We start from the raw sequence: 20456 nt of genomic DNA, 5'->3' as shown, positions 1-20456 counted from the left end.
ACTTTTTTTAAAAGTGGCGTTGATATTTTGTAGTTCCAAAAATCAATTAATGCACCTACAAAAAATGCGCTTATAATAGTCGCCACATTTACAGGACCGTTAAAAATTAAAGCTATGGACATAAATAATATATCCTGAATAATTCTTACATATTTAAATTCCATTCCGATTTGTTCGGATACTATTGGAGCTATGGCATCATAGGGAGCACTTCCCACTCTTACACTCATATATAAAGAAATTCCAAAGGTCATAATTAAAATTCCCAGTACTAAAAAAATTACATAGATAATAAAATTAAAGTCAAAATTGATAAAATTTAAAATTAACTTGTTAAAGAATTCAATAAGAAAACCTACGAAAAATAACATTAAAACCGTACCTATACCAATATATTTTCTGTCAAAGATAAAAACATATATGAGTAATACCAGATTTATAAGGACTTGGTAAAGACTAAAGGGAATATTTAATTTTGAACTTACAGCTACATTTGCGGCAGTATAGGGATCTGTCCCAACATTTCCGCTTAGTAAAATTCCTATTCCAAAAGAGAGGATTAGAATACCCAGAAGGGCAATAGCTGTGCGGAGAAAGAATTCTTTTTTACTCATGATATGCTCCTTTATTGATTGGTTTTAAAATTTCATAATAATGTTATAATTATATCAAAAGGAGTGATAATATGCAGTTTATTTGTTACAGTAAATGCAGTACTTGTAAAAAAGCCAGAAAGTATTTAGATGATAATGGGATTGAGTATGAGTATCGTGAAATTACGGAAGAAAACCCCACAGAAGAGGAAATTAGACAGTGGATAAAAAGGGGAAATCGAGAAATAAATAAATGCTTTAATACAAGTGGAAAATTATATAGGGATATGAAGCTGAAAGATAAACTAAAGGAAATGACAGATGATGAAAAGTTAAAACTTCTTGCAACGGATGGAATGCTTGTAAAGAGACCTGTATTGGTAACTGAAGAGAAAGTGCTTTTTGGTTTTAAGGAAGAAGAATATGATGAGCTGCTAAAATAAGCGGTAATTTAGTTGAGAACATTGACAAAAGAGCTTACTTCTGTTATTCTTTGTAATTAAATAAATAAATTTTTTACAAAATAATAAGACTAACTATGAGCCAAAGAGCTCATAGTTTTTTATAAATTTATTTATGTTAAAGTAAGAGGTGAAAGAGTGAGAAAAAAAGGTGTAGTGATGAAGTATGGAGGTTCTTCAGTAGCTACTGCGGAAAAGATAAATGAAGTGGCAGATAGAATTATAAAGAAGAGAGAACAGTATAAAAATATTGTTACCGTTGTATCTGCCATGGGCAAAAAAACCAATGAGCTTTTAGCCCTATCCAGTGAAATATCTTTAAATCCAAATAGGAGAGAAATGGACGTATTACTTGCTACAGGAGAGCAGGTTACTATAGCTCTTTTATCTATGGCTTTAAATGAAAAAGGACATAAGGCCATATCGCTTACAGGATGGCAAGCGGGATTTAGAACCTTTGGACACCATATGAGAAGTAAAGTTCAAAGTGTGGAAAGTGAACTGATTGAAAGGTACTTAGATGAGGGTTACATAGTAGTAGTAGCAGGGTTTCAAGGAGTTAATTCCGCAAGAGATATAACCACTTTGGGAAGAGGAGGTTCTGATACTTCCGCAGTTGCAATTGCGGCAAGTTTAGAGTATCCCTGTGAAATCTATACTGATGTGGAAGGTATATATACTGTAGACCCAAGGGTTTATAAAAATGCTAAGAAGTTGGATTATTTATCCTATGAAGAGACTTTAGAAATGGCAAGTTTAGGTGCGAAAGTGATAGAACCAAGAAGTGTGGAACTTGCTTGGAAGTACAATGTACCACTATATATTGCACTAAATACCAATGAAGTAAAGGGAACATATATAGTAAAAGAAGGAAAGATAATGGAGAAAAAGAATATAACGAATCTATCTATAATGGATAATATACTTTTAGTAAATATTGAGTTAAGTACTAACAGCCCGGAAGAAATTAACGATCTTTTTGTAAGGCTGGGAAATGAAAATGTAATTATTGACATTATTAGTCAAAATAAATTTGCAAGGGATAAGTACTTAGTTTCCTTTACTACAACGTCTGACAATAAGGAAATAGTTTCATCAGTTTTAAAAGAAAAGGGTTTAAATTTTAATTATATAGAAAATGTAAGTAAGGTTTCAATAATTGGAAATGCAATGAGGACGCAGGCCGGAGTTGCTTCAAGAGCTTTTGAAATTCTAGCTCAAAACAATGTGGAGTTACACCAGGTTTCAACTTCAGAAATAAGCATCTCCTACGTTATAGATGATGAGAATGTAAAAAAAGTAGTTGAAGTATTTGTGGAAGAATTTAATTTGTAGTAAATAGGAGGTAAATTATGGCAATATTTAAAGGATCAGGAGTTGCGCTTGTAACACCGTTTAAAGAAAATGGAGATATTGATTTTAAAAAACTGGAAGAGTTATTAGAGTTTCATGTTAAAAGTGGTACAGATGCAATAGTAATAACAGGTACTACAGGAGAAGCTTCCACTTTAAATGACGAGGAACACCTAGAGGCTATAAAGTGTGCTGTAGATGTTATTGATAAGAGAATTCCCGTTATAGCCGGTACGGGAAGTAACGATACCAGACATGGTATCAACTTAAGCGTTGAAGCGCAAAAGTCTGGAGCAGATGCGTTACTGCAAGTTACTCCTTACTATAATAAGACTTCACAAAAAGGTTTGGAAGAACATTTTTTAGCAATTGCAAATTCCGTTGACATTCCAATATTGTTATATGATGTTCCAGGAAGGACTAATATGCCAATAGCTCCTTCAACTTTGAAAAATCTATCTGAACATAAGAATATAGTGGGCATTAAAGATGCAACAGGTAACTTGGGACATACTATTGAAATAAGAAGAGTGTGTGGAGAGGATTTTGAAATTTATTCAGGAAATGATGATGTTGTAGTTCCTTTACTTTCGGCAGGAGGTCTTGGAGTAATTTCAGTTTCCGCAAATATAATTCCAAAGGAAACCAGCGAAATGGTTCATCTGTTTTTAGAGGGCAAAATAAAAGAATCTTTGGAAATTCAAGTGAAGTACAAGAGATTTATAGATGCGCTCTTTGTAGAACCTAATCCTATACCGGTAAAAGCAGCAATGAATATTTTAGGTTTTGAAGTTGGAGGGTTGAGATTGCCGCTTTTTGAAGCTTCAGATTCAACTAAGGAATTGTTAAAAGATACTATGAGAGAAGTAGGGTTACTGTAGGAGTTATTATGAAAATATTATTAGTTGGTGCCACAGGAGGCATGGGAAAAACAGTTACGGAGCTTTGTGAGAATTCAAAGGATTTTAAAATTGTTGCGGGAATCGGTATTGGAAGTGGAGAAAGACTTAGCTATCCTCTATACCAAAACTTTGAAGATATAAAAGAAAAAGTTGATATTATATTGGATTTTTCTCATCACAGTTTAATAGGCTCTATTTTAAATTATACAAAAGAAGAACAAAAGCCTTTAGTAATAGCTACTACAGGTCATACAGCTGAAGAAATTGAGAAAATAAACAAAGCTTCTGAGGAATTACCTATATTTTTTACCGGTAATATGAGTATTGGAATTAATATTTTACTAGCTGTAGTGGAAAATCTTTCAAAGGGACTTTTTGATTTTGATATTGAAATAATTGAAAAGCACCATAATTTAAAGAAAGATTCACCTAGCGGAACGGCAAAAATGTTATTTGATGCCGCAAATAAAGGCAGAGGAAATGAACTTGTAGAAAAAGATGGAAGAGAAGGTACAAATCTGTCAAGAGAGAAATCTGAAGTTGGAGTTCATGCTATTAGAGGTGGAACTATAGTTGGAGAGCATACTGTTTTATTTGCAGGTTTAGATGAGACGATAGAAATAACTCATAGGGCTCAATCAAAAAAAGTATTTGGTGCAGGAGCTTTAAAGGCCTGTTCATTTATAATAAATCAAAGTAAGGGTTTATATGATATGAAAGATATTTTAAACTTCTAATGGAGGTTTTATGGAGAAGATAAAAGTAGCAATAGTTGGATATGGAAACTTGGGTAAGGGTGCTGAAAAGGCGATAAATCTGGCGGAGGATATGGAACTTGTAGGTATATTTACAAGAAGAGAGCCAAAGACCATTGAAAGTCAGTCTAAAGTATATAGCTTAGAAAATATTTTGGACTTTAAAGGTGAAATTGACGTATGTATACTTTGTGGAGGTTCCGCCACGGATTTAAGAAGTCAAGGTCCTGAAATAGCAAGGCATTTTAATACAGTAGATAGCTTTGATACTCACGCTAAAATACCGGAATACTTTAATGACATAGATTTGGCAGCTAAAGAGGGAAATAATCTCTCTATAATTTCAACAGGTTGGGATCCCGGAATTTTTTCCATGAATAGGTTACTTGCCCAATCAATTTTGCCTCAAGGAGAAACCCATACTTTTTGGGGTGAAGGAGTAAGTCAGGGACATAGCGATGCAATTAGAAGAATTGACGGAGTAATTGATGCAACCCAATATACAGTTCCAATTGAAGAGTCAATTGAAAGAATTAAAGCGGGAGAAAAAGTAAATTTTACCCCAAGAGATAAACATAAAAGAATTTGTTATGTAGTTGCTGAAGATGGAGCAGATAAGGAAGAAATAGAGTTTAAAATCATTACAATGCCTGATTATTTCGTAGATTACAATACTACAGTCCATTTTATTTCAGAAGAAGAGCTAAAAAAGAATCATAAAAAGATGGTACATGGAGGCAGGGTATTAAGAATAGGAGAAACGTCTCAAGCTACGAAACAAGTTTATGAGTTTAAGTTGGATTTAGATAGTAATCCTGAATTCACTTCCTCTATTAATGTTGCCTTTGCAAGGGCAGTTTATAAAATGAGACAAGAGGGTAAAATCGGAGCTATTACCGTATTTGATGTACCTATTTCCTATCTATCTAATTTAACAGCTGAAGAACAAAGAGCTAAATTATTATAAGAGCCTAGGGGCTCTTTTTAATTTGCTTTATTTTGATATAATAAGACTTATGGAAAATATTATAAAAGAAACTATTAAAAACTTGAGAGAAAATAATATGAACGGTTATTATTGTGAATCAAGAGAAGAACTTTACATATTGTTAGAAGAATTTTTTAAAGATGGATTAACTGTTGGGTGTGGTGACTCGATTACTCTTGAAGAACTAGGGGTTTTCCAATGGCTAAGAAAAAAGGATGTCAAATTTTACGATAAATTTGAAAAGAGTTTAACTTCTGAGGATAGGAGAAAGATATATTTAAAGAATTTTACCAGTGACGTATTCATTACAGGCTCAAATGCTATTTCATCAAAGGGAGAGATAATAAATATTGATGGAAATGGAAGCAGAGTCGCTCCTATGATATATGGTCCTAAAAAAGTTATTGTAGTAGTGGGTGAAAACAAAATAACTGAAGATTATTTTGGAGCTATAAAGAGAGCCAGAGAAATAGCAGCACCATTAGATGCTAAAAGGTTGGACAAAAATACACCATGTAAATTTACGGGGAAATGTTCGGATTGTAAAAGTCCTGAGAGAATTTGCAATTTTTTCGTAACAATAGCTCATGAGTTTGATAGGGATAGAATACATGTACTTATTTTAAATGAAAACTTAGGGTACTGAGTCGGAGGTTAATATGTATAGAAAAGTAAATGATGTTGAACTTTATTATGAGGAATTCGGGGAGGGAAAACCACTATTAATGTTGCATGGAAGTGGTGAAAATCTAGAGATATTCTATAAATTAATAGATAAACTAAAAGAATCTTATAAAATATATGCTATTGACAGCAGAAATCACGGGAAGAGTACTATGACTGATAAATACTCCTATAATATTATGGCTGAGGATATTAAGGCATTTATAGAAAGTTTAGGTTATGATAAAGTAAATGTACTGGGATTTAGTGACGGAGCTATTATAGGAATATTATTGGGCATCTCTAATCCTAACCAATTAGGAAAATTAATATTATTGGGACCGAATTTAAATCCTAAGGACATGGAAGAAGAGCTTTTAAATAAGATTAAAAATAAGTATGAGAAAACCGGAGATAAGCTTTTAAAATTAATGTTAAGTGAACCCAATATAGATATTGAAGATTTCAAACAAATTGAAAATGAAATTCTTTTAGTATTCGGAGAAAATGATATTTTTAAAGATGAATTTATAAAGGAAATTTCAAAAGCAGTTAATAATGGTAAGACTAAAATATTAGAAGGACACGATCACCTTTCCTATATTGTTGACAATGATATCTTAGCGGAGGATATTTTAGATTTTTTATAATTTATATTAAGTTATTATTAATAATATTTTATATATTTCCTAATAATCAATTATACGTTTCTTGCAAATTTAATATAGAAGAGAAAATTAAGGTCCGATTTAGGACTTTAATTTTTATTTAAAATGAACTAAGGTCTAAAAATCTCTATTTACTGTTATTTTTATTTATTTGTTATAGAATAGAATTAGTAGAAAAGATAGGACAGGAGGGATAGTATGTATTCAGGATATATAACTGCTGTAAATGGAATTAAAGTAGGCCATGCACAGGATTTTGAAGCGTTAACAGGAGTAACGGTAATATTGCCACCTGAGGGGACGGTATGTGGTGTAGATGTAAGAGGAGGGGCTCCCGGAACTAGAGAAACTGATTTATTACGTCCGGAAAATTTTGTAAGTAATGTTAATGCCATATTGCTTGCCGGTGGTTCAGCTTTTGGATTAGATGCAGCTGGTGGTGTTATGAAGTATTTGGAAGATAATGGTATAGGTTTAGATACGGGAGTTGCAAAAATTCCCATTGTACCTGCTTCAGTAATATTTGATTTAATATGTGGAAGTTCAAATGTTCGTCCTGATTTTGAAATGGGTTATAGAGCTTGTGAAGAAGCTACTATAAATGAAAAAAGACAGGGTTTAGTTGGTGCGGGAACAGGAGCTACTGTGGGAAAGATATTGGGTAAGGACTATGCAATGAAATCGGGTCTTGGTTCAGCTACTATAAGAGTGGGAGAATTAGTGGTTTCTGCTTTAACTGTCTGTAACGCCTTTGGAGATATTTTTGACCATGAGAGAAAAATTAAAATTGCTGGATGTTATGATTATAAAAATAAAGAGTTTAAAAGTACTATTGAAATACTAAAGAATATGGGTTCTGATTTCAGTGCATTTAATCAGGGAAAGAATACTACGATTTCCGTAGTTGCAACAAATGGAACTTTTAATAAATCAGAATGTAAAAAAATTTCTAGTATGGCTCATAACGGCTATGGAAATAGCATATTTCCTGTACATACAATGTCTGATGGAGATACTATATTTACTTTGGCAACAGGTGAAATTCCTGCTGATGTAAGCCTTGTAGGAGCACTGGCAAGTCAAGTAATAGGAAGAGCAGTGGCAAACAGTATTTATTATTCTCAGTCAAAGGGGGGCTTTATTTCAAATAGCGATTTGAATAGGGAATAATTTTACTGGAGATATGTTAGAGTTATGGGTATAGTTTAGGTAGTAAAAATTCTAGTATTTATAAATTTTAAAGTCGTCTGTGGACGACTTTTTACATTAAAGATATTTTAATATTGACAAAATATACAAGACGTGTTAATCTAGTTTTAAATACTAGATATGGATGAGAGTACAATGGATAAAGAAATAATAAATTTAATTAGTAATTGGAAGCTTTTAAGATACGATGAAATGCCGAATTTTGAATTATATAGCGATCAATTGATTTCAATAGCTCAAAAACAGATGGAGCCTTTCAGCATTGTTGATTCCTATCAGAATGTTACTTCATCTATGGTTAATAATTATGTCAAGGCTAAGATAATGAAAAAACCTGTAAAAAAAAGATATGATAAGGACCAGTTGGCTATTTTAATAGTAATTTCTATTTTAAAAACTGTGTTTTCAATTGGAGAAATTGATGAGGGAATTAAGCATGCCATTAATAAAAACAGTTATGAGGAAGCTTATAATAATTTTTGCAATTTAATTGAAATGTCTTTAAAAGAACTGTTTTTAGATGAATTTACTGAAAAAAATGAATTTAAGGATCCGATAGCGTTGGCGTGTAAATCAGTGGCATCAAAATTGTATGTACAATATACTTTAATGGTAATGAGGGAAGTAGAAAATGAATAGTGTAAATATAAAAAAGAAAAATTTAATAGCTGAAATTTTTAATAGTATAAGTCATGGTATAGGAGTTGTTGCAGGAATTGTATTTTTGATTCTCATGATTGTTAAATCTGTGGGAGTGGAAAGTACAGGTGGCCTTTTAAGTTATATAGTCTATGGAGTTTGTTTTATTTTAATGTTTCTATGTAGTACTCTTTACCATGCGATTCAACTACCGACAGCTAAAAGTATATTGAGAATATTTGATCATAGTGCTATATTCTTTTTTATTGCAGGATCCTATACGCCAATAGTCTTTCACATACTAAATGGAAGGGCTAGGATTGCCTTTTTAGTTGGAATTTGGGGGATAGCATTGTTTGGGTTTTTATTTAAATTATTTACCTATGGAAAGTATGATAGATATATAAAGTTATCAGTTGTAATTTATGTTGCAATGGGTTGGCTTTCAATTTTGCTAATTAAGCCCTTAATAATGAAAACCTCTTCAATATTTTTAATTTTAATTGTGGCTGGCGGTGTAATCTATACAGTTGGAACTTACTTTTATAAGAAAAAACTACCCCTTTACAACCATGTAATTTGGCACTTTTTTGTTTTAGCCGCAGCAATTTGTCATTTTATAGCTATATATCAATATTTAAAAATTTAATAAAAGAATTCTAAAGAGTTGAAGTATACCCCGAATGTTAGATTATTATGACAAGATAATAAAAAGCATAAGGGGTTTTTTATAGTTGAAAAAAATTATAAATTTCAACAAATATGTTATATAATTTTTATATATTGGAAAATAGAATAAAATATTATTTTGAGTTAAAAAATAATAGGATATCTATTGAACTTGGAATATAATAGTACTATCAGAGGGGGTATTTAAATGATTTTAGTTGTAGATTTTGGAGGACAATCAAATCAATTAATAGCTAGAAAAGTTAGAGATTTAAAAGTATATTGTGAAGTTGTTCCTTTTAATAAAGCGCTTAATAGCATAGAGGAGAAAAAACCTACAGGTATTATTTTTACAGGAGGAGCTAATTCAATATATGAAGAAAAAGCACCTAAAATAGAAAAGGAAGTTTTTGAATGTGGCATACCAATTTTAGCTTTAGATTATGGAACTCAGCTAATGGTACAAGCCTTAGGAGGAAAAGTTAAAAAAGTAGATAGAATAGAATTTGGCGAAGTAAATTTAAATATTGAAGAGTCTGTACTATTTAAAAATATTGAAAATGGTAATGTTGTGTGGATTAACAATGTAGATATTATTGAAGAACTTCCTGAAGGTTTTAAATCTACAGCTTCAACAAAAAATTCAAAGATAGTAGCTATGGAAAATATAGAGAAAAATCTTTTTGGATTTCAATTTCATCCTGAAGTGAATAATTCAAAATATGGAAAAGATATGTTGGCTAATTTCGTATATGGTGTGTGTGGTGAAAAAGCAGATTGGACCATGGCAAACTATGCTAAAACTGCCATTGATGACATTAAGAAAAAAGTTGGAGATGGTAAAGTATTGTTAGCACTTTCAGGAGGAGTGGATTCATCTGTAACTGCAGCTTTACTTTCAAAGGCAATTGGAAATAAATTAACTTGTATATTCGTAGATCATGGATTTATGAGAAAAAATGAAGGCGATGAAGTTGAAGAGGCCTTTAAAGATTCAGGAATGAACTTTATTAGAGTTAATGCAGAAGATAGATTTTTAAATAAGTTAAAGGGTATTACTGATCCTGAAGAAAAACGAAAAGCCATAGGCGAGGAGTTTATAAGAGTGTTTGAAGATGAAGGCAGAAAGATAAAATCTGTTGACTACCTTGCTCAAGGGACTATTTACCCTGATATTATTGAATCGGGAGTAGGCGACGGTGCTGTAATTAAGTCTCATCATAACGTTGGAGGATTACCTGATGTAGTTGATTTTAAAGATTTGGTGGAACCTTTGAAAATGTTATTTAAAGACGAAGTAAGAGAACTGGGAAGAGAATTAGGTCTTCCAAATTATCTAGTAGACAGACAACCTTTTCCGGGACCTGGTCTTGGTATAAGAGTAATAGGTGAAATAACTAAAGATAAACTGGATATATTAAGAGACGCGGACTATATTTTTAGAGAAGAATTGGAGAAAGCAGGATTAAGTAAAGATATAAATCAATATTTTGCAGTTCTAACAAATAATAGAACTGTTGGAGTGAAGGAAGATATTAGAACTTATGACTATACACTTGCGTTAAGAGCAGTTGAAACTACAGATTTTATGACTGCGGAATGGTCTAGAATACCTTATGAAATATTGGATAAAGTTTCAAGGAGAATAGTAGATGAAGTAGAACATATTAATAGAATAGTCTATGATATTACAAGCAAACCCCCAGCGACAATTGAGTGGGAATAACAGATGGAAGGTTTGTATATAAGTAAATAAAAATGCTATAGAAGTTGAAAAAATAAAATTGTAACAAATTCGTAACATAATTTTAGACACTCCTTATTTTGGGGTGTCTTTTTTGATTTAAAAATATGTATCTAGATAGGCTACACTAAATAGGACAGTTTAATACCATACATGATAGAATTTAGATAATAAAAATAAGAAGCAAGATTATGAGTGGTAAAAATAAAAGATATGGCAAAAATATATAATCAAGGAAATCACACTTATAGTAGATTAATCGAAGAATATAGAGTATCAAATGTAGCTTTGAGAAGTTGGGTAACAAGATATAATAATTCTAAATCATTTGATATAAATGATACATAGAACAGAAGAAGAAAAAGAATTAATCAAACTTCAAAAAGAAAATCAACAGCTAAAAATGGGAAATGATATTTTGCACTACTAGGGGAAAAATAGATTTAATAATTTCAAATAGAGATAAATAGAGTATTAGTGCGATGTGTGAGCTTTTAAATGTCAATAGAAGTTTGGTATATAATATTTTATTCTGATATAGGAAAAGAATATGATAACAAAAAATAGATGAAATATTAAATGTCTACAAAATCAAATGATCATTAATTCGCAAGGGTAATCTTCATGAGTGCGAAATCTACTATAAGTGTAATACAGTAAGCAAGGCCCTTAAGGACTGAGTTTATCTATAAAAATAGATTTGAATATTTAGAAGAGTTACATGTGGCGCTGGCTGAATATGTATATTGGTATAACAATATTGGAATACATGGTTCACTGGGCTATATGACGCCAATTGAGTATAGGAATTTAAATATGAAAGAAAAGATAGCTGTATAGTTATTTGTGTTCAGTTAAAAATTGTCCCAAAAAGGATTGCCATTCTACACCGTATTTTAAATTATCTTAATAATTTTTAAAATTTGGCTTTTACTGATATATAAAGCCTAGTAAGCCGGATATAAAGAAGTTACTCATATGCTAAAAAAATAGTGAGGAATTGTATGATTATTTTATAAGAGGTATGGCTTGTGAAAGGTGAGCTAATAAAAATTGTTTTAGAAAAAATGCCAAAAAATAATTCGCGTTTTTTTTGGAGTATGTTATAGTATAAATAGATAAAGATTTTTATATATAACATTTAATAAGTCGAGATTCCATATTTACATTGTAAGTAAAAATGGGATTTTATTTGTATAAAATAAAATTGTAGTTTTTTATTATTTAAATTTAAAGTTAATTGTAAAATGAACCTGAACAAATAAAAATAGCCCATAGAAGATTCTCATGTTAGGATTAAAAGTAACAACACAAATAATTCTAAAGGAGAAACTCTATGGACTCATCTAATCGTAACATGAAATCAAACAGTTTTAAACATCTTTCTTACAAGGAGCGATGGACGATCGAACTTAGAAGGAAGAATGAAGTTTCCGTCATCAATCTTGCTAGAGAATTACATCGTTCTCGTACAACTATTTATACAGAAATAAAACGTGGGACGACGCAGCAAATTATACAAGGAAAATGTACAGACGTCTATCTTGCTGACTTAGGGCAACAAGTTTATGAAGAACATCGCTCATACTCTAAAAAATCATTCAAGTTCTTATAAACTGGTGAATTTATAAAATTTGTAAATGAGAAAGTCAAAACTCAGCATTGGTCTTTGGATGCTTGTGTAGGTTATGCTAGAAAGAATCAGCTGTTTCCTTCAATACTTTGCACAAAAACTCTCTACAATTACGTAGATCTGGGGTTAATCAATATCAATGTAATGGATCTTCCACTGAAACTACGTCGCTAAACCAAGAGTAAACACTTACGCAAAGCGAAACAAATACTAGGAAGAAGCATTGAGGAACGTCCATCACAAGTAGAAACTCGTGAAGAATTTGGCCACTGGGAAATAGATACTGTCATAGGTAAAAAATCAAGAAAAGAACCAGTACTATTATCACTCGTAGAGAGGAAGACGAGATACTACCTCTCAATAAAGATTGCCGATAAGACAAATACATCTGTACAGACTGCTCTGGAGAAACTGTTTGAGCTATGTGGTGAAAAGAAACATGAAGTATTTCGAAGTATTACTTGTGACAATGGATTGGAGTTTTCGAAGATGTCTACTATAGATGGAGAGATAAAGGTGTATTTTTGTCACCCTTATTCCTCATGGGAACGTGGTAGTAACCAAAGACATAATGGATTATTTCGAAGATTTGTACCCAAGGGAACTTCCATAGACGTATTCACACAATCTGATATTTCTGAGATTTCTGATTGGTCTAATAACCTACCACGAAAGATATTAAACTACTCAACGCCAGAAGAATTGTTTGAAGAAGAAATGGATACTATTTATTCTACGAAAAGTGTTCAGGTTGATATTGCAATTTAGATATTTAAATTTAAGTAGAAACAATGGATTTAAGTTTGAATAAGTTACCTATTGTTAGTGTTAAAGTTTAAATCCAATTTAGATTAATAAATAGGTGGGTAAGAATGTTAGGAAATAATTATGAAAGAAGCAAAAAAACAACAAAAAAACAGTGTTAAAAAAATTATATTGGCTGTAATATTAATTTCAATATTAGTAGTTTCAAATATTTTTTTTATGTGTTTTAGAATATTTAGCGATTCCATGTCTCCATATTTAAACAAGGGGGACTATGTTGTTTCTATAAAATTAAATAATTATAAGCAAGGAGATGTGATTTTATTTGAGCGGGATGGAAAAATTTTGGTTCGTCGTATCATTGCAAATTCAGGACAAAAAATAGACTTTGATGAAAATGGAAATGTTTTTATTGATGACAAACTTCTCCATGAGCCCTATATAACCTTAAAAAGTCTAGATCCTTGTAATATAGATTTGCCATATAATGTGACAGAAAATAATTTTTTTGTCATGGGAGATAACCGAAAGGAGTCATTAGATTCAAGAACTAATACAATTAGTTTTGTGAAAAGAGATGAAATATTAGGCAAAGTCTTTTTAAGAAATTACCCTTTTAAAAATTTTATGTTTGTAAGATGAGTAAATTAAAATTACAAATGATTGAAAGGATGTTATTAAAAGGAGAAAAAATGAAAAAAAAGAAAAATATAGGTAGAAATGAATTTTTTAAAAAATTTGGAAATAAAAAGTTTATTTCCTTTTTTTTAGTGTTGGTGATACTTTTCACTACAGGATTTATTCCTGAAAATGGGGAAAAATTTAATAATGAAATAGTACAAGAAAATAGCTCAACCAATGAAAGTGGAAGATCAACGGTAGATTGTTTTTTAGATCCATTGGAATTAATAGATTTGAAAGAAATTTCCGGAGAACAAAAGAACAAATCAAATGTGGAATTGATAAATTCAAATGATATTATTGGACAAATAAACAATTCTAATATTAATGAATTCGAAGATTTGTTTCCGGATCTAAAAAATCAAAGCATTGATTTTACAGATAAGATTACAAAGGTAACTATAAGCATACAAGAGGGGGAAGTGTGGGTTCCAGCAGATAAGGTCAATGATGGGGATAGAGTAAAAGTTAAAATAGACTATCAATTAGGGGCCAATGATCTAATTGAAGGCAACACAAAGATACATTATCATATGCCAAGTGGAATAAAAGTCTTAGAGGAGCAAAGAGGTAGTGTTGAGTCAAAAGGTGAAGAAGCAGGTAGTTATGTAATCACTCAAGATGGAATGATAAACATAGAGTTTAATTCGGATTTTATTGAATTAGGTGTTGGAATAGATGGTTGCATACAATTTGAGGCTCAAGTAACGAAGGAAGGCGTAGATGATTCTGGGGAAATAGACTTTATAGGGGATGGCGAAAATGTAATTATAATTGTCCCAGAGGATCCTGTAGAAGATAATTCGGATATTAAAGTTAAAAAATCAGGTCAAATTAATTCAGATAAAACGGAGATTACTTATGAGGTAGTAGTATCAACGATTAAAGGAACGAAACAAACTGTATCTATAAGTGATGGCATAAATCAGTGGGAGTCTAAAAATATTGATTATTTTTACGATAAAAACAGTTTACAGATAGTTAAAGTTGAAGTAGACGGAACTAAAAATTTAGTTGATAGTGGAGACTATCACTTAGAATGGATAGAAAAAAATACTGCTAAAGATTGTGGATTTAGCATTACGAATCTGCCGGCTTTGAAACCAGGTGAAAAATATGTCGTTAATTATAAAGTAAATATACAAGCTGACAAAAATGCGAATATTTACATAGTATATAACAGTGCATTCTCTAGTTCCGGAGGGGAAAATAGTAGCGAAAATAATATTATTAAATGGTTTAAAGATTTAAAAAAGACCGGGACATATGATCCTTTCACAAAACTAATATCTTGGAGTATTGAAATCAATCCTGAGGGAAAAGATTTATCAGGTTGGATTTTTAAGGATGAGGTAAAGGGAGAAATAGTTGGAGATGTAAAGATTCATAGTAAAAATTCATCGTTTGAAGAAATTATTCAGGTTGATGGGAATCAGATTAATTATTATTTTGACTCGAACAAATTGAGTGAAGAAGGGAAGACGGATACATACATTATTTCTTACAATACAAAACCACCGGAAGGGGCTACACAGGTTGAAAATATAGCTGAAATTGAGGGTGGAGATAGGGATAAGGCTATCGTTGAAATTACTGAAAGAGAGAAAAATTTATCTAAGGTTGGGGAAAGCAGTCAATTAGTAGAAAACAATATTACAGAGAATAAATGGAATGCAGAATTGATTTTTCCGGAAGGGAAATTACAAAGTTTTATATACGAAGATTTTATAGGTAATGCTAAAAACAAAAAGGGTGAGAATTTAGGTGATGATAGTCATTACGGAATAGCAACACAATTAGAGCAAGATTTGATAAAGAATCTCGTTATTCAAATTAATGATACTTACAATTATAAATATCAGGGTAATGGAAAATTAGTTCTACACAATGATAAAGGGGAAACTGATGAAATATCTATAAAAGTAACTTATTTTGATAAAAACAACAATATAGTTTTAGCAAATGATTCCACTACAAAAGTAAAGAGTTTTACCATTACCATTACACCAAAGTCTAATTTTGAATTGCAAGCTCAGAGCTTGTCCATATCAGAATATAGGACATATACAGATTTAACTTATTTAGCTGATAGCGATACAGTAATATCTGGAAATATTGCAAAATTTGGTGATATAACAAGATATGCAGAAGTAAGTTATGAAAAATTATCACGAGTATTAAAAGAGACATATAAAGAAACTATTAATGGAATGGACATTTACCAACAAGGTTCATCAGAAATATCTTATGATAAGGTAAAGGGAAAAATAAAATATAGGTTGATTTTAAAAACATCACAATCGGATACGGGAGATATCATAATAAAAGATATAATTCCCCAGGGTGCTAAGTTTGTAGAGTCATCTCTTAAGGGGAGGTTCTATGTAGATAATTATACTTCTTCAGAGACAAACTATAATGGATTTACTTTTCGGGATGGAATAAATCCTAATTATAAGCTAGCTAATAAAGATGGGGTAGAGGAATTAACTGTAAATATTTCAAATTATAAATATTCTGATGATTATCCTCTAGTAGCTATTTACTATGAGTTGGATATAAGCGAAGATGAACATTGGAAGGATTTAACAAATAGCGAAAAGGAATATGTCAATAAGGTAATTTGGGGTGAAAATTCGTCAACAACAGAAACTACAATTAAAAGAGATCCCAAAAAAATAAATAAAAATGGACAGCAGTTAGGATGTGACGGGAATCCACTTGTAAATCCAGATGGCACCATAGCTCAAGAAGTTAAACCGTCAAACAAGATTAAATATACCGTTATTATTAATCCAAAAGGAGAAGATTTAGTTCAAAGCTCTAATACTTTAACTTTAGTTGATACTTTACATGGGGCTGAGGGTCTTAATCCTGTGGTAGATATTGATTCAGTTAAGTTATATAGGTATGATCCTAGGCAGGAAGGAAACAAAGGAAACTTAGTGCCTGATAGCAGCTATTCGCTAAAATACAATGTGGAAAATAGACAACTAACCATGAAAATTCCTGATGAGACAGGCTTTGTATTAGAGTATATATATATCGTTGACCCAAATTTTGCTGGGGATTTAGAGATAAATAACTATGTATCTTTAGCTGGAGAGTGGTCGAGCACGGAAGAGACTATTTTGAAGGATATGACATCATCAGCTACGGCTACAAAAAAAACAATTAAAATTTATAAAGTTGATGAGGATAATTATAAAAAATTATTGCCGGGAACAAAATTTAAAATTGACTATTTCGATAGGTCTAATAAGTTGTGGAAGACAAAGGAATCTGAAATAGTAGTTGGGGAAAAAGGATATATACAGTGGAATTTATCTGGTTCTAACAGAGATCTTGAAGCGGATACATTGTATCGGCTTACAGAAACGTATGCCCTAGAAGGATATAAAATATCAGAAAAGCCAACTTACTTTATATGGGCAGATGAACATGACACGGCAACAACATCTATCGAGAATTCAGGTGCTTCTGATGCGAAAATACCGAAAGAGGATATTTATGTATTTTCCAATTGTGGTGGGATTAAATACATATCAAACAAATATACAAGATTGGCAGTTCATAAGATATGGCAAGATGCTGAGGGGAATATCATAGCTCCTCCAAAGGATAAATCAATAGATGTCAAACTAATAAGACAAAAGACAAAGGATGATGGTTATGAAGTAAAAGTGGTTTCTAAATCAACTGCAAGTTGGGTCCATGAAGAAAAAGATTATACAGTTTTAGTTAATAAAAAAACTGGCAGCGGTGTGACAATAAATTTCAATTGCTGGTTGGAAAATCCTGAGTATTCCTATGATGGGAAATCAAGGAAATTAGAAAATAATACATTGACCATACCTTCAATAAAAAAGGATACTATAGTTACGATCACTCATAATAGTAACCATCCAGGTAAGGCTTTATTTACAAACTACGACAAGCCTGAACTTATTTCTGTTGACAGAGAAGAAATAGAAACGGTGACATTAAATGAAGAGAATAAGTGGTCTTACAGCTGGGATGGATTAGAATATCAAGATGAGAATGGGAAGGATTATTATTACACAATAGAAGAATTACCTATAGAAGGCTATTCAATATCCTATACAAACAATGAGGGAATTCAAACTGGTGATATTAATGTGATTAATACTGCAGATTTTGTTGAATATGAATTACCGGAAACAGGTGGTTTTGGGACAAGAAATATTTATATTACAAGTATGATTTTATTGGTCTTATCTTTTTTATTCTACATTTGGAATAAAGAAAAGACTATAAAATAATAGAAGTTTGTGAAGAAAAAGATAGTATTTATGAAAGGAAAGGGAAGATGAAAAGAATTAAAGTAAAATCAAGTCTAATATTAGCATTTGTATTAGTATTAGGAGCTATTTCTCCTGTTTTGGCAGTTACAAGGGATAATTCACTGACTGTTGAAAATACAGGTAAAACTGCCCACACTTTTGAACTATATCAAATATTTAAAGGAGATGTAGTGGAAGGTAGTAGAACCTTGTCAAATATAGAATGGGGTAACGGGGTGAAGGACCCGGAAGGAGAAGCGAGTACAGTAGCAGAAGGTTTAAAAACTCCTGCAGATGCAGCGACATATGCAAAAGAGATTCAATCAAAATTACAAAATCCAAAAACAAGTGACAAGGTAGAGGCAGGTGGAAGGTATACTTTTTCACCTTTAGATTCAGGTTATTATCTAGTAAAAGACGTGGCTATATCACAAGATCAACAGGAATCAGGAGCATATACTTCATATCTTTTAAAAGTAGTCGGAAAAGTAGAAGTTCAAACGAAGTTGGATGTGCCAACTGTAGAAAAGTATGTAAGAGACATTAATGATTCTGAGAATGCTCAGTATGGGAAATGGGTTAAAACAGCAGACCATGACATGGGAGATGGAATTCCATTTAAACTGATAGGAACTTTGCCGACAAATTATGATGAATGCAAAACATACAAATATATATTCCATGATACGTTATCAGCTGGATTGACATTAGACAAAAATAGTATTGTTGTAAAAGTTGATGATAAAAAAATAGATACAGGGTTTATGGTTGAGACAACGGAATCAGGTTTTAAAGTTATATTTGAAGATTTAAAGAAAGTAACTGGTGTAACATCTACCAGTAAGATTACAGTAGAATATATGGGCACTCTTAATGATGGGGCGGTAATTGGTTCTGTAGGGAATCCAAACGAAGTGTACTTGGAATATTCAAACGACCCTAACTATGAGGGACAAGGAACGCCTATGGGAAAAACTCCTCCAGATAAAGTAATCGTATTTACCTATAAAGTTATAATCAATAAAGTTAGAGAAGAAAAGGCAGGAGAGACAGTAGAACTAAAACCCTTAGCTGGTGCAGAATTTAAGCTTGAAAAGAAAATGACAGATGGAACTTATAAATTAATTGAGAACAAAGTGATGAGTGAAGACAAGACAAGTTTTGAATTTAAGGGTTTAGATGATGGACAATATAGGTTGACAGAAACTGTGACTCCAGCTGGATATAACACAATAGAACCTATTGAATTTAAAATTATAGCAAATCACGATGATGAAACATTAAAATTGACTTCATTAAACGGAAACGCAATTGAAGGTTCCATAGAGCTAGGTTTAACTTCGAGCTTAGAAAATGGCTCTTTAAGTGCTGATGTAGTCAATAAACAAGGACCTGAGCTTCCTGAAACCGGTGGAATGGGAACTAAAATGATTTATGTAATAGGAGCTATTTTTGTTGTAGGTGCAGCAGCATATTATTTTGTGGAAAGAAAAATTTCGACTGATAAAAAATAATAATTTTATGAAGTAGGGAGGGACATACCTCCCTCATATAAATTAAGGAGATATTATTAAATGAAAATAAAAAAGTCAACAATAATAGCTTTTATATTCTTAATAATAGGAATCTCTTTATTACTATATCCTACTATAAGTAATTGGTGGAATTCAATGCATCAAACTATTGCAGTTGGAAGTTATATGGAAAAAACAAACAATAATACTGAAAAAGAAAATGAGGCAATAATTCAAGAAGCTAAAAAATATAATGAAGGATTGATAAGTAAATCATTAGATAGATTTAAACTAAATTATGAAGAATTAAATGAATATAATTCTCTATTAAATGTAATAGGAACAAATATTATGTCGATAATAGAAATTCCGAAGCTAAATATTAGAATGCCGATTTATCACGGAACAGATGAGGCTGTATTGCAGATTGCAATAGGACATATACCAGGGACGTCATTACCAATAGGAGGCAAAGGCACTCACAGTGTAATTTCAGGACATACTGGATTACCTTCAGCAAAGTTATTTACTGATATTGAAAAGCTAGTTAATGGAGACATATTTACGTTAACTACTTTAGGAAACACGTTAACTTATGAAGTTGATCAGATAAAAATTGTTCTTCCTTCTGAATTAGATGAACTAAGAATTGAACAGGATAAAGATTATGTAACTTTGCAAACTTGTACTCCTTATGGAATAAATACACATAGATTATTGGTGAGAGGTACTAGGATAAACACATCTTTAAGCAATATAAAAATAGTACCGGATGCTATAAAAGTTAGTTCATTATTAATTAATTGTATTGTCATTTTGTTATTTATAGGAATTTTATTGCTAATAAAACTAATAATAATTACATTCAAAAAAATAATAAAAAGTAATAAATCTGATTTATAGACAAGAGGAAAA

At 31.4% G+C, this 20456-nt stretch carries 17 protein-coding genes and 2 pseudogenes; 18 read left to right on the top strand and 1 reads right to left on the bottom strand.

The genetic code is table 11. The annotated features are described in order from the left end of the window. Window positions 1–614 (bottom strand): YczE/YyaS/YitT family protein (locus EF514_RS07620; protein ID WP_127724839.1); only part of this gene is annotated, 614 nt, incomplete at its 3' end. A gap of 71 nt (window positions 615–685) precedes the next feature. Here EF514_RS07620 and EF514_RS07615 point away from each other — a divergent pair. The 18 genes and pseudogenes from EF514_RS07615 (at window position 686) to EF514_RS07535 (ending at window position 20444) form a co-directional block, all read left to right on the top strand. Further along, complete coding sequence (locus EF514_RS07615; protein ID WP_127724838.1) at window positions 686–1036, top strand: arsenate reductase family protein; 351 nt, start codon at window positions 686–688, stop codon at window positions 1034–1036. A 156-nt stretch (window positions 1037–1192) separates the two neighbouring features. Next, the gene (locus EF514_RS07610; protein WP_240649035.1) at window positions 1193–2389 is read left to right on the top strand and encodes an aspartate kinase; all 1197 of its coding nucleotides are present in this window, start codon (window positions 1193–1195) and stop codon (window positions 2387–2389) included. A 17-nt stretch (window positions 2390–2406) separates the two neighbouring features. Further along, window positions 2407–3288, top strand: coding sequence for a 4-hydroxy-tetrahydrodipicolinate synthase (dapA, locus tag EF514_RS07605; protein WP_127724837.1), 882 nt, complete (start codon window positions 2407–2409; stop codon window positions 3286–3288). A gap of 8 nt (window positions 3289–3296) precedes the next feature. After that, the gene (gene dapB / locus EF514_RS07600; RefSeq protein ID WP_127724836.1) at window positions 3297–4046 is read left to right on the top strand and encodes a 4-hydroxy-tetrahydrodipicolinate reductase; all 750 of its coding nucleotides are present in this window, start codon (window positions 3297–3299) and stop codon (window positions 4044–4046) included. A 10-nt stretch (window positions 4047–4056) separates the two neighbouring features. Continuing rightward, a complete protein-coding gene (locus EF514_RS07595; protein WP_127724835.1) occupies window positions 4057–5031 on the top strand; it encodes a diaminopimelate dehydrogenase in 975 nt (324 codons plus the stop codon). Window positions 5032–5053: 22 nt separating this feature from the next. Next, window positions 5054–5698 (top strand): lactate utilization protein, encoded by a 645-nt coding sequence (locus EF514_RS07590; protein ID WP_240649034.1) that lies wholly within the window; start codon window positions 5054–5056, stop codon window positions 5696–5698. 13 nt (window positions 5699–5711) lie between these two features. Beyond that, window positions 5712–6365 carry an alpha/beta fold hydrolase gene (locus EF514_RS07585; RefSeq protein ID WP_127724834.1) on the top strand — a complete coding sequence of 218 codons (654 nt, stop codon included), beginning with the start codon at window positions 5712–5714 and terminating at the stop codon, window positions 6363–6365. 216 nt (window positions 6366–6581) lie between these two features. After that, on the top strand, window positions 6582–7553 hold the full coding sequence (locus EF514_RS07580) for a P1 family peptidase (protein ID WP_127724833.1): 972 nt from the start codon (window positions 6582–6584) through the stop codon (window positions 7551–7553). 174 nt (window positions 7554–7727) lie between these two features. Beyond that, on the top strand, window positions 7728–8231 hold the full coding sequence (locus EF514_RS07575) for a DUF1836 domain-containing protein (RefSeq protein ID WP_164845573.1): 504 nt from the start codon (window positions 7728–7730) through the stop codon (window positions 8229–8231). After that, entirely contained in the window at window positions 8224–8880 is a 657-nt protein-coding gene (gene trhA, locus EF514_RS07570; protein ID WP_127724831.1) for a PAQR family membrane homeostasis protein TrhA, read from the top strand. The genes EF514_RS07575 and trhA overlap by 8 nt, the downstream gene beginning before the upstream one ends. A gap of 228 nt (window positions 8881–9108) precedes the next feature. Next, window positions 9109–10626 carry a glutamine-hydrolyzing GMP synthase gene (guaA, locus tag EF514_RS07565; RefSeq protein ID WP_127724830.1) on the top strand — a complete coding sequence of 506 codons (1518 nt, stop codon included), beginning with the start codon at window positions 9109–9111 and terminating at the stop codon, window positions 10624–10626. A gap of 699 nt (window positions 10627–11325) precedes the next feature. Further along, window positions 11326–11484 (top strand): annotated as a pseudogene (locus tag EF514_RS11040) (IS3 family transposase); the annotation flags it as partial. Window positions 11485–11980: 496 nt separating this feature from the next. Continuing rightward, complete coding sequence (locus EF514_RS10930; RefSeq protein ID WP_240649033.1) at window positions 11981–12259, top strand: helix-turn-helix domain-containing protein; 279 nt, start codon at window positions 11981–11983, stop codon at window positions 12257–12259. Between the two features lie 219 nt (window positions 12260–12478). Continuing rightward, a pseudogene (locus EF514_RS10925) lies at window positions 12479–13045 on the top strand (IS30 family transposase); the annotation flags it as partial. 120 nt (window positions 13046–13165) lie between these two features. Continuing rightward, the gene (gene lepB / locus EF514_RS07550) at window positions 13166–13684 is read left to right on the top strand and encodes a signal peptidase I (protein WP_127724829.1); all 519 of its coding nucleotides are present in this window, start codon (window positions 13166–13168) and stop codon (window positions 13682–13684) included. Window positions 13685–13734: 50 nt separating this feature from the next. Then, window positions 13735–18006 carry a Cna B-type domain-containing protein gene (locus tag EF514_RS07545; RefSeq protein WP_164845572.1) on the top strand — a complete coding sequence of 1424 codons (4272 nt, stop codon included), beginning with the start codon at window positions 13735–13737 and terminating at the stop codon, window positions 18004–18006. Window positions 18007–18053: 47 nt separating this feature from the next. Continuing rightward, the gene (locus tag EF514_RS07540; protein ID WP_127724827.1) at window positions 18054–19541 is read left to right on the top strand and encodes an isopeptide-forming domain-containing fimbrial protein; all 1488 of its coding nucleotides are present in this window, start codon (window positions 18054–18056) and stop codon (window positions 19539–19541) included. A 60-nt stretch (window positions 19542–19601) separates the two neighbouring features. Continuing rightward, window positions 19602–20444, top strand: coding sequence for a class C sortase (locus tag EF514_RS07535; RefSeq protein ID WP_127724826.1), 843 nt, complete (start codon window positions 19602–19604; stop codon window positions 20442–20444). Window positions 20445–20456 lie beyond the last annotated feature (12 nt).

Origin of the sequence: Anaerosphaera multitolerans, from assembly GCF_004006535.1 — a bacterium.
Lineage (GTDB): Bacteria > Bacillota > Clostridia > Tissierellales > Peptoniphilaceae > Anaerosphaera > Anaerosphaera multitolerans.
This window is presented reverse-complemented; position numbering and strand designations above follow the sequence as displayed.

Excerpts from the sequence above, each read along its gene's own strand:
- EF514_RS07615 (WP_127724838.1), top strand. The coding sequence starts at position 686 with ATGCAGTTTATTTGTTACAGTAAATGCAGTACTTGTAAAAAAGCCAGA.
- dapA (WP_127724837.1), top strand. The coding sequence starts at position 2,407 with ATGGCAATATTTAAAGGATCAGGAGTTGCGCTTGTAACACCGTTTAAA.
- dapB (WP_127724836.1), top strand. The coding sequence starts at position 3,297 with ATGAAAATATTATTAGTTGGTGCCACAGGAGGCATGGGAAAAACAGTT.
- EF514_RS07595 (WP_127724835.1), top strand. The coding sequence starts at position 4,057 with ATGGAGAAGATAAAAGTAGCAATAGTTGGATATGGAAACTTGGGTAAG.
- EF514_RS07585 (WP_127724834.1), top strand. The coding sequence starts at position 5,712 with ATGTATAGAAAAGTAAATGATGTTGAACTTTATTATGAGGAATTCGGG.
- EF514_RS07580 (WP_127724833.1), top strand. The coding sequence starts at position 6,582 with ATGTATTCAGGATATATAACTGCTGTAAATGGAATTAAAGTAGGCCAT.
- EF514_RS07575 (WP_164845573.1), top strand. The coding sequence starts at position 7,728 with ATGGATAAAGAAATAATAAATTTAATTAGTAATTGGAAGCTTTTAAGA.
- trhA (WP_127724831.1), top strand. The coding sequence starts at position 8,224 with ATGAATAGTGTAAATATAAAAAAGAAAAATTTAATAGCTGAAATTTTT.
- guaA (WP_127724830.1), top strand. The coding sequence starts at position 9,109 with ATGATTTTAGTTGTAGATTTTGGAGGACAATCAAATCAATTAATAGCT.
- EF514_RS10930 (WP_240649033.1), top strand. The coding sequence starts at position 11,981 with ATGGACTCATCTAATCGTAACATGAAATCAAACAGTTTTAAACATCTT.
- lepB (WP_127724829.1), top strand. The coding sequence starts at position 13,166 with ATGAAAGAAGCAAAAAAACAACAAAAAAACAGTGTTAAAAAAATTATA.
- EF514_RS07545 (WP_164845572.1), top strand. The coding sequence starts at position 13,735 with ATGAAAAAAAAGAAAAATATAGGTAGAAATGAATTTTTTAAAAAATTT.
- EF514_RS07540 (WP_127724827.1), top strand. The coding sequence starts at position 18,054 with ATGAAAAGAATTAAAGTAAAATCAAGTCTAATATTAGCATTTGTATTA.
- EF514_RS07535 (WP_127724826.1), top strand. The coding sequence starts at position 19,602 with ATGAAAATAAAAAAGTCAACAATAATAGCTTTTATATTCTTAATAATA.